Source organism: Segeticoccus rhizosphaerae (genome assembly GCF_005222685.1).
Classification (GTDB): Bacteria; Actinomycetota; Actinomycetes; order Actinomycetales; family Dermatophilaceae; genus Segeticoccus; species Segeticoccus rhizosphaerae.
Map to the genome: position 1 here is coordinate 248,083 of NZ_SWMA01000001.1, position 16,954 is coordinate 265,036.

General features: G+C 71.9%; 15 protein-coding genes and 1 pseudogene. 6 read left to right on the plus strand and 10 right to left on the minus strand.

Going from position 1 to position 16,954, the window contains the following annotated elements; all coding sequences use genetic code 11:
* Window positions 1-50 precede the first annotated feature (50 nt).
* The 3 genes from FCN22_RS01125 to FCN22_RS01135 all read left to right on the plus strand — a co-directional run bounded on the left by FCN22_RS01125 (window position 51) and on the right by FCN22_RS01135 (window position 2,151).
* Window positions 51-734: a hypothetical protein gene (locus FCN22_RS01125; RefSeq protein ID WP_137119684.1), complete on the plus strand. Its 684-nt coding sequence runs from the start codon at window positions 51-53 to the stop codon at window positions 732-734.
* 104 nt (window positions 735-838) lie between these two features.
* Window positions 839-1,369: an NUDIX hydrolase gene (locus tag FCN22_RS01130; RefSeq protein ID WP_137119685.1), complete on the plus strand. Its 531-nt coding sequence runs from the start codon at window positions 839-841 to the stop codon at window positions 1,367-1,369.
* Window positions 1,366-2,151 (plus strand): nucleotidyltransferase family protein, encoded by a 786-nt coding sequence (locus FCN22_RS01135; RefSeq protein ID WP_137119686.1) that lies wholly within the window; start codon window positions 1,366-1,368, stop codon window positions 2,149-2,151. The genes FCN22_RS01130 and FCN22_RS01135 overlap by 4 nt, the downstream gene beginning before the upstream one ends.
* Before the next feature lie 11 nt (window positions 2,152-2,162).
* Here the strand turns inward: FCN22_RS01135 and FCN22_RS21765 are convergent.
* The 8 genes and pseudogenes from FCN22_RS21765 to mobA form a co-directional block, all read right to left on the minus strand.
* Window positions 2,163-2,249, minus strand: a pseudogene (locus FCN22_RS21765) (DNA-binding response regulator); the annotation flags it as partial.
* Window positions 2,250-2,475: 226 nt separating this feature from the next.
* Window positions 2,476-3,108 (minus strand): bacterial proteasome activator family protein, encoded by a 633-nt coding sequence (locus tag FCN22_RS01145; RefSeq protein ID WP_137119687.1) that lies wholly within the window; start codon window positions 3,106-3,108, stop codon window positions 2,476-2,478.
* 68 nt (window positions 3,109-3,176) lie between these two features.
* On the minus strand, window positions 3,177-4,112 hold the full coding sequence (locus FCN22_RS01150) for an acyl-ACP desaturase (protein WP_137119688.1): 936 nt from the start codon (window positions 4,110-4,112) through the stop codon (window positions 3,177-3,179).
* Window positions 4,113-4,324: 212 nt separating this feature from the next.
* The gene (locus FCN22_RS01155; protein ID WP_137119689.1) at window positions 4,325-7,210 is read right to left on the minus strand and encodes an FtsX-like permease family protein; all 2,886 of its coding nucleotides are present in this window, start codon (window positions 7,208-7,210) and stop codon (window positions 4,325-4,327) included.
* A gap of 1 nt (window position 7,211) precedes the next feature.
* On the minus strand, window positions 7,212-7,952 hold the full coding sequence (locus tag FCN22_RS01160; RefSeq protein ID WP_137119690.1) for an ABC transporter ATP-binding protein: 741 nt from the start codon (window positions 7,950-7,952) through the stop codon (window positions 7,212-7,214).
* A complete protein-coding gene (locus FCN22_RS01165) occupies window positions 7,949-8,629 on the minus strand; it encodes a PadR family transcriptional regulator (RefSeq protein WP_137119691.1) in 681 nt (226 codons plus the stop codon). The genes FCN22_RS01160 and FCN22_RS01165 overlap by 4 nt, the downstream gene beginning before the upstream one ends.
* Window positions 8,630-8,735: 106 nt before the next feature.
* Complete coding sequence (locus FCN22_RS01170; RefSeq protein WP_137119692.1) at window positions 8,736-9,713, minus strand: NAD(P)H-quinone oxidoreductase; 978 nt, start codon at window positions 9,711-9,713, stop codon at window positions 8,736-8,738.
* A gap of 100 nt (window positions 9,714-9,813) precedes the next feature.
* Complete coding sequence (mobA, locus tag FCN22_RS01175; RefSeq protein ID WP_137119693.1) at window positions 9,814-10,431, minus strand: molybdenum cofactor guanylyltransferase; 618 nt, start codon at window positions 10,429-10,431, stop codon at window positions 9,814-9,816.
* Between the two features lie 173 nt (window positions 10,432-10,604).
* Between mobA and FCN22_RS01180 the strand changes: the two genes are divergently transcribed.
* Window positions 10,605-12,056, plus strand: a complete 1,452-nt coding sequence (locus FCN22_RS01180; protein WP_137119694.1) for a PhoX family protein — start codon at window positions 10,605-10,607, stop codon at window positions 12,054-12,056.
* Between the two features lie 71 nt (window positions 12,057-12,127).
* Here FCN22_RS01180 and FCN22_RS01185 read toward each other — a convergent pair whose 3' ends face one another.
* Window positions 12,128-12,886: an IclR family transcriptional regulator gene (locus tag FCN22_RS01185; RefSeq protein ID WP_137119695.1), complete on the minus strand. Its 759-nt coding sequence runs from the start codon at window positions 12,884-12,886 to the stop codon at window positions 12,128-12,130.
* A gap of 169 nt (window positions 12,887-13,055) precedes the next feature.
* Here FCN22_RS01185 and hutH point away from each other — a divergent pair, with 169 nt between their 5' ends.
* Both hutH and hutU read left to right on the plus strand, forming a co-directional pair.
* On the plus strand, window positions 13,056-14,648 hold the full coding sequence (hutH, locus tag FCN22_RS01190) for a histidine ammonia-lyase (RefSeq protein ID WP_238384435.1): 1,593 nt from the start codon (window positions 13,056-13,058) through the stop codon (window positions 14,646-14,648).
* A gap of 139 nt (window positions 14,649-14,787) precedes the next feature.
* Entirely contained in the window at window positions 14,788-16,446 is a 1,659-nt protein-coding gene (gene hutU, locus FCN22_RS01195) for a urocanate hydratase (protein WP_137119696.1), read from the plus strand.
* Here the strand turns inward: hutU and FCN22_RS01200 are convergent.
* Window positions 16,427-16,930 (minus strand): aminoacyl-tRNA deacylase, encoded by a 504-nt coding sequence (locus tag FCN22_RS01200; RefSeq protein WP_137119697.1) that lies wholly within the window; start codon window positions 16,928-16,930, stop codon window positions 16,427-16,429. The two genes, hutU and FCN22_RS01200, sit on opposite strands and share 20 nt — an antisense overlap.
* Window positions 16,931-16,954: the final 24 nt, after the last annotated feature.

Below are 16,954 nucleotides of genomic sequence, written 5' to 3' on the forward strand. Positions count from 1 at the left end.
ACTCCCATATCGCCCGAGCCTCTCCGCGAGGGAGGCAGAGACGGACCGTCATGAGCGTTGTCACACGCCCTTCCCGCTTCCTGAGTTTCCTGGCCGGCGCCTTCCTCATGATCGCCGGCGGCCTGATGTTCGGGATCTCCACCGCATCGGCCGCCCCGCCGAGTCACAGCCCCGCCAACGTCTCGCTGGCCGCCGCGGACTCCATGCAGATCAGCGCCAAGGCGTTGACCGACCACGAGTGCAACGACAGTGAGTGGCACTTCGTCATCACCCAGGTGAACGCGGAGTCCAACGCCCCGGCGTCGATCACCGTGACCTTCGCCGACGGTGCGTCCGTGGCCGTCCCCCTCACCAAGTTCACCGGGAAGGTCGCGCACTACACCTACGTCGGCCACCTCGACAGCACCATCGTGTCCGCGGCCACCAGCAACTACTCCGGCTGGCCCGGCCAGTTCAACCTGTCGCACGGTCCTTGCGGGACCAGCCCGACGTCCACCCCCACGGGCACGGCGACCTCCACGCCGACGGCCACCGCGACGGCAACCGCCACCGCAGGGCCTTCGGGCGCAGCAGGCGGAGCCGGCCCCCAGGCTCCGGGTGGCTCGTCCGCGGGCGGCGGGTTCCCGGCGTTCAGCCTCGGACAGGTCGGCGGCGGTTTCGCCGTGGCTGCAGGTCTGCTCGTCATCATCTTCGCCCTCCCGAAGGTTCGGCACTCCAGCCGCGCCACCGCCTGAGCGACGGCGCGACCGACCCGCGCCGTCGCGTTGACGAACCACGTCAGCGCGGCGGGGCGGTGCTCTGGACAGAGCCGTCCCCCCGCACCACATAGGGTCTGGGTATGTCGCTCCTGCGCGTCGTGCGTCGAAAGGCCTACACGGCGGCCCTGCTGGCGTTCCGTGGCCTGCCGCCCGTGGTCCGCCGGTTCCTGGTGCGGATGGGTACACCCGGCTACACCGTCGGGGGCGTGTGCGCCATCTCGCACAACGGCGAGGTGCTCTTCCTCCGGCAGCCGCACCGGATCGGCTGGAGCTTGCCCGGCGGCCTGCTGGACCGCGGTGAGACCCCGGCCCAGGGCGTGGTGCGCGAGATCGCCGAGGAGACCGGGCTGGTGGTCGAGCTCGGCGAACCGGTCGCGACCGAGGTCCACCCCGACGTGCTGCGCGTGGACGTCGTCTTCCGGATGGAGTTGTCGCACCGGCCCGCCGTCGTCGTGGGGGGCGAGGCGAAGGCCTACCGGTGGATGCGACCCGACCAGGTGCCCGAGGTGGACGACTCGACAGCCCGGATCCTGGAGGTCCTCGCCCGACCGCATGACGAGGCCGACCAACGTGGCCGGCTGGTCTCCACCCCGGACCAACCGGGGCGGTGAGGCCCTCGGGCCTGGCGGGGGTGGTCCTGGCGGCAGGCCTCGGCACCCGGCTGCGACCGCTCACGCAGCTGCGGCCCAAGGCGCTGTGTCCCGTGGCCGGGGTGCCGCTCGTCGACCACGCGCTGGCGAGGCTCACGTCATACACCGGCACCGGCCCAGCCCACCTCGCGGTCAACGCGCACCACCACGCGGCCCGACTCGCTGACCACCTCGCCGACCGGGTCCACCTCTCGGTGGAGGAGCCCGAGGAGCTCGGGACCGCCGGCGCGCTGGGGGCACTGCGTCAGTGGATCGCCGGGCGGGACGTCTTCGTGACCAACGCCGATGCCTGGCTGCGCGGGGACCTGGACGTGCTGGTCGACGGTTGGGACCGCTCGTCGTGCCGACTCCTCGGGATCGACTCCGGCCGGCCGGCCGACTTCGGCACGATGCGCTATGTGGGTGCCTGCCTGCTGCCGTGGGCCATGGTCCGCCAGCTCACCGACGAGCCGAGCGGACTGTACGAGGTGCTGTGGCGGCAGGCGGAATGCGAGGGGCGGCTCGAGGTGGTGCCGTTCGCCGGGACGGCGATCGACTGCGGGACGCCGGCGGACTACCTCACCGCCAACCTCGACGCCTCCGGCGGTCGCAGCGTGGTCGGAGAGGGTGCCGTTGTCGAGGGCCGGATCGAGCGGTGCGTGGTCTGGGACGGCGCGTGGGTCGGCAGGGACGAACGGCTGGTCGAGGTCGTCCGTGCCGGTGATCGCCACCACACCGTGACCGTCGCGGCGGGGCCCTCCTGAGCTGCCGGCCAGGCGTCCTTGAGCAGGTAGCCGGCAGCGCCCGCCTCCACCGCCCCCAGGATGTCGGCTTCGGTGTCGTTGGTCGTGAGGATGAGCACCCGCTGCGGCTCTTCCAGCCGCGTCAGCTCCTGCGTCCCGGCCACTCGGTGACAGGATCACTGGCATGAGCCGTCGTCGCATCCGGATCATCGTGCTGGTCCTGCTGGTGATCCTCGTGGCGCTGCGGATCGCCTACCACCTGCACCGCTAGCTGCTGGGAGAAGGCGGCGTCACCCGTGACGCCCCCTCCCAGCAGCTAGCGGGAAGCGGGCGGATTGCGGCGGGTCAGAGGTACTGGCCGGTGGGGCCGCCGTCGGCGGCGTGGGGCCCACCCTGCGGAGCCTGGCCGGGAACCATGTGTTGACCCTGGGCCGCGGGGTGTCCGGGCGGCAGGGCACGCCGCATCCCCTGCAGCTGGGCCTGCGCTGCCATCTGCTGGGCCATGATCGCCGTCTGGATGCCGTGGAAGAGGCCCTCGAGCCAGCCGACCAGCTGGGCCTGCGCGATCCGCAGCTCCGGCTCCGACGGCGCCTCTTCCGTGAAGGGCAGGGCGATCCGGTCGAGCTCCTCGGTCAGCTCGGGCGCGAGGCCGTCCTTGAGCTCCGCGATCGAGCGGCGGTGGATCTCGGCGAGGCGGGCCCGGCCGGCCTCGTCGAGCGGCGCGTTGCGCACCTCGTCGAGCAGCTGCTTGATCATCGACCCGATCCGCATCACCTTGGCCGGCTGCTCGACCAGGTCCGTGGGATTCCCCCGGTCGTCGGACTCGCCTCGCCGCGACTCGTCGGAGTCGGACGACGTGCTGTCGGCCACGCCCATGCCGCCCTCGGTGACGATGACGACGCGCTGGGCATCGTCACCGGTTGGCTCGTCGGACGCGTGAGCTGGCCGCTTCTCGGGCTCCTGTTGCGACTGGGTCATGTCCCTATCCTGCACCCCGACTGCCTTCTCGCAAGGCGGGAGGGTTGTCGATCAGAGGCGTGACCGACTCAGCGGGACGCCATACGGGCCTTGAGCATGTCGCGCTTGTCCTCGAACCGCAGCGCCTGCTTCTCCAGGTCGTCCATGAACGCCGCGAGCTCGGTGCGCGCCTGCTCGCCCTCGGGGGAAAGGTTCTCCAGCTCGAAGACGTTCCAGAAACGCAGGACCGGGTCGAGGACGCTGTCCTTGTGCTGGCGCAGGTCGTAGATGCCGGCGACCGCCATCTCGACGGCCTTGCGCTGGAATCCGGGGATCCCGGTGCCGGGCATCTGGAACTGCTTGACCACCTCGAGGATGGCCTGCATCGTCTGGTCGGGGTCGATCTGCAGGGCCGCACCGAGCAGGTTGCGGTAGAAGACCATGTGCAGGTTCTCGTCGGCGGCGATGCGGGCGAGCAGCTTGTCGGCCATCGGGTCCGCGGTGAACTTGCCCGTGTTGCGGTGGGACACCCGCGTCGCGAGCTCCTGGAACGACACGTAGGCCAGCGAGTGCAGCAGCTCACCGGAGTGCGCCGACTCGTAGCCCTCCGACATGTGCTTCATCCGGAACCGCTCGAGCTCGACCGGGTCGCAGAGCCGCTTGACCAGCATGTAGTCGCGCATCGCGATGCCGTGCCGGCCCTCCTCCGCGGTCCACCGGTGGACCCACGCGCCCCAGGCGTCGTCGCGACCGAAGATGGTGGCGATCTCGTGGTGGTAGCTCGGGAGGTTGTCCTCGGTGAGCAGGTTGACGATCAGCGCGGAGCGGGCGACGTCGGAGATGCCGGAGTCCTCGGGACTCCACTTCTCCCCCTGCATCAGCCCGTCGTAGTTGCGGCCGTCGCTCCAGGGGATGTAGTCGTGCGGGAACCACTCCTTGGCGATGGACAGGTGGCGGTTCAGCTCACCCTCCACGACCTGGTTCATCTCGCGCAGCAGGTCGGTCTGGCTCCAGGTCTTGGTCATGGCAGGTCCTCTCCGATACGACACCTACGTCTACGTAGGTTACGGGACCGTAGGTTGTCTGGCCAACCCTGCGCCCATGCTTCCCTCTACCCCGCCCGATCTTCGTGACACGTCCATTGCGGATGGCAACCGGGCCGCAACAACGATCCGAGGCGGTCAGGGGTGTCCCGCGCGGTGCGACAGTCGCTGGTGTGCAGGGGGCGGGGCACGCGTCAGGCGGCCCGGCGGGTCACCTCGGGTGACTTCCGTATGGCGGCCGCCGCCAGAAGTGCGGCCAGCACCGGCACACCGATCACCACCGCGGCGAGCACCAGCCACGGGATGTCGATGACCGGTGCCGCCGCCCCGGCGTCCGCAAGCGTCGTGTTCCCGGTCGCCGGGTCGTAGGAGCCCATATGTTCGACCGTGAGTGGCCAGGCGAGCGCAACGCCCGGGACGAACCCGACGACCAGCCCGAGCAGACTGCCGACCAGCGCAACGACGAAGGCCTGCGAGCCCGCGACGGCGCGGCGCAGTCGCTTCGTGGCCCCGACGGCGGCGAGCGTGCCCAGGTCGGCGCGTCCCTCCGCCTGCGCCAAGGCGGTCGAGATCAGCGTGGCGACGAGCACCAGGGTGCCGAAGACGCCGAACAGCAGCGAGTAGAGCAGGGCCAGGTTGCTCTGGAAGCCACGCTCGACCTGCAGGAAGGCGTTCTGCGGCAGGTGCTGGGTGATCGCGTCCTCGTCGCCGGAGGAGACGGGCCCACCGGGGTCATGCAGCTGCAGCGCGTCGGTGAAGGTCGGCCAGTGGTGGGACGCCGCGGTGGCCGGTGTCACGAGCGCCCCCGTGTCGCCCGCCAGGCCGAACCGGTCGAGCGTCGCTGTGCTCACCGTGGCGGCCGCGATGCGGTCCACCCGGGGATCGCGGAGGCTGCCGACGGCCTGGCCGTACTCGGTGACCCGGCGCGTGCCGGCCAGGACGGTGGCGTGCTCGTCGTGGACCGCCTCACGGCCGGGGGCGACGAGGATGCCGCCGCGCGCCAGCACGTCGACCTGGGAGTCGGTCAGGTGGAGCAGGTCGCGGGCCGAGCGCAGGTCGACGACACCGATGGAGGCGCGCCGGTCATGGCGGTCGGAGCCGAGCGCCGTGCAGCGGCCGACCGAGCCGTAGCCGGGGACGACCGGTGACTTGCCGCGGGCCCCAGGCGGTGACACGGCGCAGGAGGCCTTCTGCAACCGGACGACGGTGGTGGAGGTCGGCAGGTGCGAGTCGGGGCTGGTGGACATCGGATCGAACCACTGGCTGATGCCGACCCGGCGGACCGGGGTCACGTCGAGCGCGGGGGCCTGCCGGTGCACCACCGCGGCCACCGCCGAGGGCCACCCGGGTCCACCACCGTGCACCAGGCCGTCACCCATGGGGGCCTGTGGCTGGTAGTCGCGGCGCGCCTGTGCCTGGTCGCTGGTGTTGGCGATGGCGAGGACGGTGAGCGCGGTCACCGCGACCATGACGGCGGCCACGGCGGGTGCGGCCCGCCCGCGCTGGCGGCCGACGTCACGTGTGGCCATCCGCAGCGGCAGGGGGAGTCGACGTCCGAGACGGCCGACGCACGACAGCGGCCAGGGGATGAGCATCAGCGCGCCGGCGACGAGCACGATCGCGCCGATCGCGATGCCCGCCTCGTGCCCGTCGTTCGCGATGTTCATCGCCAGCACGGCGCCACCGATCCCGGCGAGGACCAGACCGATCACGGGCAGCCCGCGGGGCACCGGGCGGGCTGTCACGCCCTGGCCTCGCAGCACGCCGATCAGGTCGAGCCGGCTCGCTCCCCTCGCCGGGAGATAGGCCGCGGCCAGCGAGGCGACGCTGGCGCAGGCGCCGACGCCGAGCACCTCCCAGACCGGTATGTCGACCGGTCCCGGTGCGTTCATCGCGTGGCTCGAGGCCGCCCACCAGCGGATGGCCAGCAGACCGGCAACGACGCCGAGGAACGCGCCCACCACGGCCGCGAACACGCCGAGCAGCACGGCCTGCGCGAGCACGTAGCGTCTGATCTGGGCCCTGGGGGCCCCGTTGGAGGCGATCAGTGCGAGGGATCTGCGCTGACGTGACGCGCTGACTGCGAAGGCCGGCCCGGCCAGCAGCACGGTCTCCAGCAGGATCCCCACGACGAGCAGCGCCACGATCCCGGCCACGACGATGTCGGATTCGCTCTCTGCCGGGGGGACGTCAGGATCGGCCTGCGCCTCCTGCGGGTGCTCGAAGACCGCACGGCTCTCCACCAGCAGGCCGTGCGCATTGAGCTGCTTCACGCCCGACCACGTGACCGGCTGCGACCGGGCGATGAGGAAGGACTGGGGGCGGTCGGCGGGCGCCTCCCACGCCTCCTCCGCCGCCGGCAGGGCGACGAGGTCGGCGTGCGCCGTGGCGGTCGCCCAGCCGGTGCCCGTGCCGACCACGGTCACCTTGGTCGGGCGTCCACGGGCCGCCAGGGTGATGGTGCCACTGGTGGGCAGGCCGGCGGCCGCTCCCTCTGGGGTGACGACGACCTCGTCGGCGGTGCGGGGCCACCGGCCCGAGGTGAGTGACGCCATACCGCGGGTCACCGGCTGGCGACCGTCGACCAGCAGGGCTGCCGCGTGGACCTGGCGGTCACCGACCTCGGCGCGGACCACGGTCGTGGTGGTGGAGAGCACGGTGCCCCCGGTGAGACGCTGCACCCGCTCGCGCGTCCACGGGGCTCTCTTGGGCACGCCGGGCTCGCGCTCGGCGGGCCCGGCAGTGCCGTAACCCCCGTCCATGGGGTAGGGGCCCTGCAGGACGCGCTGCGCGGCGACGCCGGCGTCGGACAGTGAGACCACCGCCTGGGCCTGCCCCATCACGCGGGGGAGGGACTCGACCGGGTTGACGTCGTCGGTGGCGAAGGCCGTAAGGCCGGCGCTGATCAGCAGCACCGGCAGCCCGACGAGCAGCACGACGAGCGCGCCACGGCCGCGGTGCTTGCTGGCGTCACGGCGGGCCAGCCGCAGGGCGCTGCGCCACCCGGCATACCAGTGTCCGAAGGCACCGGCGCCGCGCGATCCCCTGCGTCCCGCGGCGCCGGCGTCGGTCTCGTCCACGTCAGACCCCCGAGGGGTGGTCGAGCAGCTCCTCCGCGGCGGGAGGCGCGCCGGTCGTGTCGACCACCACGCCGTCCCGGAGGAACACCACCCGGTCGGCCCAGGCCGCGTGCCGGGCCTCGTGGGTCACCAGCAGTCCGGAGGCGCCCTCGTCGCACCGCGCTCGCAGCACCCGCAGCACCGACTCGCCGGTGTGCGAGTCGAGGGCACCGGTCGGCTCGTCGGCCAGCACCAGTCGTCGCTCGCCGACCAAGGCGCGGGCGATGGCGACCCGCTGCTGCTGCCCGCCGGACATCTCCTCGGGGAACCGGTCGGCGAGCTCGGCCACGCCGACCGACCCCAGGGACTCCAGAGCCGACGCCCTGGCCTGCCTGACGCCGACGCCGTCGAGCTCGAGCGGGAGCGCGGCGTTCTCGGCGGCGGTCAGTGACGGGATGAGGTTGAGGTCCTGGAAGACGAACCCGACCTTGCGGCGCCTCAGCTCGGCCAGCCCTCGGTGGGACAGCCCGGCGACGTCGCGGCCGTCGATGCGCACCTGCCCGGTCGTCGGTCGGTCGAGGCCGCCGGCCAGGTTGAGCAGCGTGGACTTGCCCGACCCGCTGGGCCCCATCACGGCCACGAGCTCGCCCACACCGACCTGGAGCGAGACGTCGGTCAGGGCGTGCACCTCGGTGGCGCCCTCGCCGTGCACGCGAGACACCCGGATCAGCTCGAGCAACGGCGCGCCCGCGGAGGCGCTCATCGCCGCCTCCTTCGCGAAGTGGCCGGTATGCCGTGTGCCTCCCGGCCGCCCTCACTCGTCCCGGGGTGACCCTCCGCGCTCGCGTCAGCGCCGTCGCCCCGATCAGCCTCGCGAACGTCCCGCTTTCTGGTCTCCTCGCGCCGGCCGACGGCGGCGCGGGCCAGGCTGGCCTCGACGTGGTCGAGCCAGCGCACCTCGCCCTCCGCGGCGTAGACCAGGTTCTCCAGCACCAGCTGCCACGCCAGCTCGTGCCGAGGGACCCCGGCCGGGTCGTTCCTCGACTTGAGCCGGGTCAGGTCCTGCAGGTGGCGCAGCGTCGCGGTCCGCTGGGTCTGGACCACCCGCTGCACGTCGACCCCCGGCACGGTCACCGCCAACGCCAGCTTGATGGCCAGCTCGTCGCGAGGGGTGCTGTCACGGTCCACCGGCGTGGACCACCAGCGGGTCACCTCGGCGCGGCCGGCGTCGGTCAGCCGGTAGGCGATGCGGCCCTCGGCGTCGGGCCGGCCCGACACCTCGACCAACCCGTCCCGCTCGAGCCGGGTCAGGGTCGTGTAGACCTGCCCGACGTTCAGCGGCCAGGTGCCGCCGGTGCGGTCCTCGAACTCACTGCGCAGCCGCGCGCCATACATCGGCTCCTGCGCCAGCAGGGCGAGCAGTCCTTGTCTGATCGACATGCGGCGACCTCTCCACGTCCGTGCATACCCGGTATTGTTGCTGGTGAAGAGATGTATACCGAGTATGTCGCCGGTCGTCAACAGGCGGGCCGCCCCACCTGCACGATCAGGGCAGGAGGAGGACCTTGCCGATGTGCTGGCTCTCGTCGAGGGTGCGATGGGCCGCGGGCGCCTGGGCAAGGGGGAACGTGGTGTGGACGACCGGGTGGACGAGACCGCCGGAGACCAGTGGCCAGACGTGTTCGCGGACCGCGCTCACGATCGTCGCCTTCTCGTCGCGCGGCCGCGCCCGCAGCGACGTGGCGATGACAGCGGCGCGCTTGCGCAACAGCGCACCCAGGTCGAGCTCGGCCTTGGCGCCGCCCTGCATCCCGATGACGAGCAGACGGCCGTTCGCGCCGAGGGCGACCAGGTTGCGCGCGAGGTATTTCGCCCCGATGTTGTCGAGCACCACGTCGGCTCCGTGGCCGTCCGTGGCGTCCCGCAGCACCTCGACGAAGTCCTGCTCCTTGTAGTTGATCAGGATCTCGGCCCCGAGCTCCCGGCAGGCGTCGAGCTTGGCCTGCGAGCCCGCGGTGACGGCGATCTGGGCGCCGATCTCGCGCGCCAGCTGGATCGCCATCGTGCCGATGCCACTGGATCCGCCGTGGACCAGCAGGATCTCCCCGGGCTGGAGGTTGGCCGTCATGAAGACGTTGGACCAGACCGTGCAGACGACTTCCGGCAGGGCGGCTGCGTTCTGGAGGGAGACGCCCTCAGGCACGGGCAGCACCTGGCCGACGGGTGCGGCGACCTGCTCGGCATACCCACCACCGGACAGCAGGGCACACACCTGGTCTCCGACCTGCCAGCCCGTCACCTCACTGCCGAGCGCACGGATGGTGCCGCTGACCTCGAGCCCGGGGTAGGGGGACTCACCGGGAGGTGGGTCGTAGAACCCTTGGCGCTGCAGCAGATCGGCGCGGTTGACTCCGGCGGCGGCCACGTCGATGAGCACCTCGGAATTCCCCGGCACCGGGGGCGCCACCTCATCGAGCACGAGCGCGTCGGGGTCGCCGGGGGTCGGGATGGTGATCGCCTTCATGGTCCGACCCTAGGCTGCGCTCTCCGCGCCGGCACGTCGCCGGGTGCCGGAGGGCGAACCTGCGAGGTGCTCGTCCCAGGTCGGCCTGGCTCCCCCGGGCTCAGGACCGGGCGGCCAGTTGCGTGGCACGGGCCAGGGATTCGGGAGTGTCGACGTCGAGGCACGCCCGATCGTCGAGCGGCACGAACTCGACCCCGAGGTGCTCGAGGACCCCCATCAGGCGCGCTCCGCCGGGCTCGTCCGGGACGGCTCGGCGCAGGGCCTCGGTCCGGTAGGCCCCGAGCAGCGGCTGTGCGCGACCCTCCTCATCGGTCGCCACCACCGCGCTGGTTGCTGGGAAAGGGGGCGAAATAGCTCTCCTTTTCCCAGCAACCAGCGCGAGGTGGGCGGCGGCGGGACCGGCGAACGGCAGGTCTCCGGCGAGAAGCAGCACCAGGGGAGTGGCGACGAGCGCCAGGCCGGCCGCCATACCAGCCACCGGCCCTCCGCCCGGTGGTGATTCGCGGGTCCACGTGACGGAGCGCTGCGTATGCCGTGCCTCACCGACGCAGACGACCGGCCAGTCCGCGGGCAGCGAGTCGAGGAGGTGGTCCAGCACGGTGGTGCCGGCAAACGGCAGCGCCGTCTTGTCCGCCCCGCCCATCCGGCGTGACGCGCCGCCACAGAGCACCACCGCGGTGGCCGGCGGCGGGTCGTTGCGTGGCGGGTTGACGGGCACGCGCCCAGTCTCCCAGCGATGTCACGGGTCGTGTGGCTGCGTCCGGTGATGAAGAGGCGCCTGGCCGTGGTGGAGCCTGAAGGACGAAGGCCTGGAGGGGTGGCTACGGGGCAAGGAGCCCGCTAGGGTCGGCCGGATCATCGCTCGGGGCCGAGTCAGCGGGAGATCGATCCATGACAGTCGAACGACGGACCTTCCTCAAGGCAGCGGCCGGTGGCGCGCTGCTCGCCGGACCCTTCTCCGGCCTGGTGGCCGGGCAGGCGCTGGCCGCCCCCCGGTCAGCGCAGCGGGCCCTGCGGCCGATCCCGGACCTGCGCGACGGCAAGGTGCGACTGCACCTACCGGCCGGCTTCTCCTACCGGTCGTTCCACGACACCGAGCAGCCGGTGGTCCTCGACGACGGCACCGTCCTGCCGGGCAGGCACGACGGGATGGGGGCCTTCCGCGGGCCGGGCGGCAACGTCGTGCTGATCCGCAACCACGAGGTCAACGGACCGGGCCCGGCGTTCGGCCCGACCACGCCGTATGACCCGATGGCCCAGGGCGGCACCACGACCATCGAGGTCAGCCACACGGGTGAGGTCGTCACGGCGCGCACCAGTCTCAGCGGCACGATGATGAACTGCAGCGGCGGCATCATGCCGTGGGGCAGCTGGGTGACCTGTGAGGAGACGGTCAACGGGCCGGATGTCGGCGCGGACTTCACCGGCACGCCCAACACCGCGCTGACCCAGCCGCACGGCTACCTCTTCGAGGTGCCGGCGGACGGTGTGTCGGCCGCGGAGCCCCTCACCCGGGCAGGCCGGTTCGCCCACGAGGCGGTCTCTTTCGACCCGCGTGAGGGGGTCCTCTACCTCACCGAGGACAACTTCGGCTTCCCGTCCGGTTTCTACCGTTACCGGCCGCGCCGCAACCCGATGCAGACCGGCCGTCTGGACAATGACGGCCAGCTGCAGATGCTTGCCGTGAAGGGTGAGCCCAACGCCAATCTTGCCGCCTCCCAACGCAAGCGGGCGACATACCAGGCCCATTGGGTCGACATCGACGACCCGTCGCCGACCTTCCCCTACACACCCGGTGCACCGGCGCCCACGGCCAACGACGACGCGATCTGCTACGTCGGCAACCAGGGCCGAGCTCGCGGCGCCGCGTTGTTCTCGCGGCTGGAGGGGCAGGTGCACGAGGACGGAGTCATCTACTTCTGCTCGACCCAGGGTGGTGGCGCGGAGGAGTCGGGACCCTCGGACACCGTCGGTGGCTATGGCAACGGGCACGGCCAGGTGTGGGCCTACGACACCCGGTCCGAGCGGCTTCAGCTGCTCTTCGAGTCGCCGGGGGCCGACGTGCTGGACTTCCCCGACAACATCACGAGCAGCAGGCGCGGCACGCTCGTCGTCTGCGAGGACAACGATGACGACAACTACCTGCGCGGGCTGAGCCGGGGCGGGCAGCTGTCCGACATCGCGCTCAACCGGGTGGCGAGCGCGAACGGTCGCGAGCGCTACGACGACGAGTTCGCCGGGTCCACCTTCAGCCCGGACGGCCGGACCCTGTTCGTCAACATCCAGGCCAGTGCCGGTATGACGTTCGCCATCTGGGGACCCTGGCATCGCATCGGGGTGTGACGGCGGCGGCGGGCGGGCCGGGTCGAGCTCCGGCTCGCACCGGGCCGGATCCGGGCCGGAACCAGCGTTGCTCAGGCGCGGCCCAGGCGCCGCGACACCTCGGTCGCGGCGAGGCGCGCGGCGTCGACGAGCGTGAGGCGTTGCTCGTCGTCGACCTGGTCGGTGGGATAGGTCAGCGCGATCGCGGCGACCGGGTGGTCGTTGCGGTCGAGCACCGGGACCCCGACCGAGGAGAAGTCGGGCGACACCGACCCGTCCTCCTGCGCGTAGCCCTCTTGGCGCACCCGGGCCAGGACGCTGCGCAGGGCCGGCAGGGAGGTCGGGCCGACGCCGTGGCGCTGCACGAAGGAGTCGCGTGACGGGTAGAGCGCCCGCACCTGTGCGGCCGGCAGGGCCGCGAGCATGGCCAGGCCACTGGCGGCAAGGTGGGAGGGCAGCCGGACGCCGACGTCGGTGACGAGCGGGGGGCGTCCGATGGCGCGTTCCTCGATCACGTAGAGCACGTCCCGGCCGTGCAGCACCGCGAAGTGGCCGTTGTGCTTGGTCTGGTCGACCAGCCGAGCGAGCACGGGCCGCGCCACCCGCTGCAACGGGGCCTGCCGGGTGTAGGCCGACCCGAGCTCGAACGCCGCGACGCCGAGACCGTAGCGACGCTCCTCAGGCAGGTGCACCACGAATCCGCGGTCACGCAGCACGGTGAGCAGGTGGTAGACGCTGGACCGGGGTAGCGACAGCTCGCGCGCGATGGCGGCGGCGGGGACCGGTTCGGCGCGCCGGGCCAGCAGCTGCAGGACCGCGAGCGCGTGGCCTGCCGCCGGCACATTGCTCACGCGCCCAGTCTTGCAGACCCGGTGAGGAGTCTTCGTGAGGTTCGGTGCCCTCCCAGGGGCCGAAACCCCGCGAAGATTCCTCACCGGGCTGGGCGTGGTGTCTCAGGGGTGAGACAGCATCGGGCCCTCGGGTCTGTCGGCAACCGACGGTGGCAGGTGCAATGGAGTCATGAGCATCCAGAACCTTGCCGAGCCCGACCAGGCCGTCGGCACCGACCGCATGGCGCCCGTCACGGTGGGTGTCGGCCCGCTGTCCTTCGAGGACGTCGTCGCCGTCGCCCGCCACGGCGCGTCCGTGGAGATCTCGTCCGAGTCGCTCGAGCAGATCCGCCGCAGCCGCGGGATCATCGAGGCACTGGCCGACGACGTGGTGCCGCACTACGGCGTCTCCACCGGCTTCGGCGCGCTCGCCACCCGGCACATCCCCCTCGACCTGCGGGCCCAGTTGCAGCGCAGCCTGGTCCGGTCGCACGCCGCGGGCTCCGGGCCCGAGGTCGAGCGCGAGGTCGTCCGCGCCACCATGCTGCTGCGCCTCTCGACCCTCGCGACCGGTCGCACCGGGGTGCGTGAGCAGACCGCCCAGGCGTATGCCGCGCTGCTCAACGCCGGGATCACCCCGGTCGTGCACGAGTACGGCAGCCTCGGTTGCTCGGGCGACCTGGCCCCACTGGCCCACTGCGCCCTCGCCGCGATGGGTGAGGGGACGGTCCGCACCGCTGACGGTGAGCTCGCCGATGCCGCAGACGCATTGGCCGCCGCCGGCATCACGCCCGTCGAGCTGCGCGAGAAGGAGGGCCTTGCGCTGATCAACGGCACCGACGGCATGCTCGGCCAGCTGGTCCTCGCCATCACCGACCTGCGCCAGCTGCTCACCACCGCCGACATCACCGCCGCGATGAGCGTCGAGGGCCTCCTCGGCACCGACGACGTCTTTGCTGCCGACCTGCAGGCGCTGCGCCCCCACCCCGGGCAGGCCGCCAGCGCCGAGAACCTGCGGAAGGTCTTGGCGGACAGCCCAATCCGCGAGAGCCACCGCGACCCCGAGGCGTGCACCCGTGTGCAGGACGCCTACTCGCTGCGTTGCGCCCCCCAGGTCGCCGGCGGCGCCCGTGACACCGTCGACCACGCCGCCCTGGTCGCTGGCCGTGAGCTCGCGTCCGCCATCGACAACCCCGTCGTCACCCTCGACGGCCGGGTCGAGTCCAACGGCAACTTCCACGGGGCGCCCGTGGCCTACGTCCTCGACTTCCTCGCCATCGTCGCCGCGGACGTCGCGAGCATGGCGGAGCGCCGGACCGACCGGTTCCTCGACGTCGCCCGCAGCCACGGGCTCAACGCCTTCCTGGCCGACGACCCCGGCGTCGATTCGGGACACATGATCGCGCAGTACACCCAGGCCGCGATCGTCTCGGAGATGAAGCGCCTCGCGGCTCCCGCCAGCGTCGACTCGATCCCGAGCTCGGCGATGCAGGAGGACCACGTGTCGATGGGCTGGTCCGGCGCTCGCAAGCTGCGTCGTGCGGTCGACGGGCTCACTCGGGTCCTGGCCGTCGAGCTGCTGACCGCGGCGCGCGGGATCGACCTGCGCGCACCCCTCGAGCCGTCGCCCGCCACCGGCGCGCTCATCGCCGAGCTGCGCAAGTCCGCGGCCGGCCCGGCCACGGACCGGTTCCTCGCCCCCGACATCGAGGCGGCCGTCCAGCTCGTCGCCAGCGGCCGTGCCGTCTCGGCCGTCGAGTCGGTGACCGGCCCCCTCAACTAGCCCCTCGCCATACCCGTGCTCGGCTCACCCCGCATTGCTCCGTTCAGACCGCTTCGGCACCCCCGAGAACCGGTCCCAAGCGAGCAAACCGGCCTGAAGCGAGCAAAGCAGACTGAGCACAGAACAGAAGGAGATTGACATGGAAGGCGCCCGCCCCGTGCGTGCCCCCCAGGGCACCACGCTGACCGCGAAGTCGTGGACCACCGAGGCCCCGATGCGGATGCTGATGAACAACCTCGACCCTGAGGTGGCCGAGCGGCCGGACGACCTGGTCGTCTACGGCGGCACCGGCCGGGCCGCCCGCGACTGGCGGTCGTATGACGCGATGGTGCGCACCCTGACCACGCTGGAGAAGGACGAGACCATGCTGGTCCAGTCCGGCCGGCCGGTCGGCGTGATGCGCACCCACGAGTGGGCCCCGCGGGTGATCCTCGCCAACTCCAACCTCGTCCCCGACTGGGCGACCTGGCCCGAGTTCCGCCGCCTGGAGCACCTCGGCCTGACGATGTACGGCCAGATGACCGCGGGGTCGTGGATCTACATCGGCACCCAGGGCATCCTGCAGGGGACGTTCGAGACGTTTGCCGCAGTGGCCGACAAGCGCTTCAACGGCACCCTTGCCGGCACCCTCACCCTCACCGGCGGCTGCGGCGGGATGGGCGGCGCGCAGCCGCTCGCGGTCACGCTCAACGACGGCGTGGTCCTCATCGTCGACGTCGACCACAGCCGGCTGCAGCGGCGGGTGGACCACCGCTACCTCGACGAGATCGCCGAGGACCTCGACGACGCGATCGGCAAGGTGCTGCTGGCGAAGAAGGAGAAGCGGGCGCTGTCGGTCGGCCTCGTCGGCAACTGCGCCGAGGTCTTCCCGGAGCTGCTGCGCCGCGGCGTCGAGATCGACATCGTCACCGACCAGACCAGCGCGCACGACCCGCTGTCCTACCTGCCGGAGGGCATCGACCCGGACGACTGGCAGGACTACGCCGAGAAGAAGCCGGAGGAGTTCACCGACCGGGCCCGCGCCTCGATGGCCAAGCACGTCAAGGCGATGGTCGAGTTCCAGGACAAGGGCGCCGAGGTCTTCGACTACGGCAACTCGATCCGCGACGAGGCCCGGCAGGGCGGCTACGAGCGGGCGTTCGAGTTCCCCGGCTTCGTGCCCGCCTACATCCGGCCACTCTTCTGCGAGGGCAAGGGCCCGTTCCGCTGGGCCGCGCTCTCGGGCAACCCGGAGGACATCTACAAGACCGACCAGGCCGTGCTCGACCTCTTCCCCGACAACGACCGGCTGCAGAAGTGGGTCCGCGGCGCCCGCGAGAAGATCGCCTTCCAGGGCATGCCCGCCCGCATCTGCTGGCTGGGCTACGGCGAGCGCGACAAGGCCGGCCTGAAGTTCAACGAGATGGTCGCCTCGGGTGAGCTCTCGGCGCCCATCGTCATCGGCCGCGACCACCTCGACTGCGGGTCGGTGGCCTCGCCCTACCGCGAGACCGAGTCGATGCTCGACGGGTCCGACGCGATTGCCGACTGGCCGCTGCTCAACGCCCTGATCAACACCGCGTCGGGTGCCTCGTGGGTCTCGATCCACCACGGCGGCGGTGTCGGCATCGGCCGTTCCATCCACGCCGGACAGGTCTCCCTGGCCGACGGGACGCCGATCGCGGCGGAGAAGCTCGCGCGGGTGCTCACCAACGACCCGGGCATGGGCGTCATCCGGCACGTCGACGCGGGCTACGAGCGGGCCGAGCAAGTCGCCCAGGAGCGTGGCGTGCGCGTGCCTATGCGCGAGGGCGACTGACCTCGGTCACGTCGGCGACGGCGGCGTCCAGAGCGCGTATGACGTCACTCCCGTCTGCGGTGAACGCCACCCCGTGCGCGCCACCACCGATCGAGATCGCCCGTCCCACAACGGTTTCGTCGGCGATGACGGGCCACGCGGTGGTGGCGCCGAACGGCGTGATGGTGCCGCGTTCGTACCCGGTCGCCGCCAGCGCGGTCGTCGCGTCGGGCATCGACATCCGCTTGACCCCGAGCAGGGCACGCAGCTTGGGCCAGGAGATCTCGCGGTCGCCGGGCACGAGGACGAAGAGGAAGTCGTCCTCCGCCCGGCGCACCACGAGCGTCTTGACGATGTCGCGCGGCTCGACACCACGGGCCGCGGCCGCCTCCTCCAGGGAGCGCACCGGCCCGTGGCGGGTGACGGCGAACGCGATCTCGGCGCGCTCGATGGCCTCCCGGGCCCGGGTCTCCCCGGGCGCCGCAGCCGCATCCTCGTGATCCACCCCCCAACCCTAGGCTCTCAGACA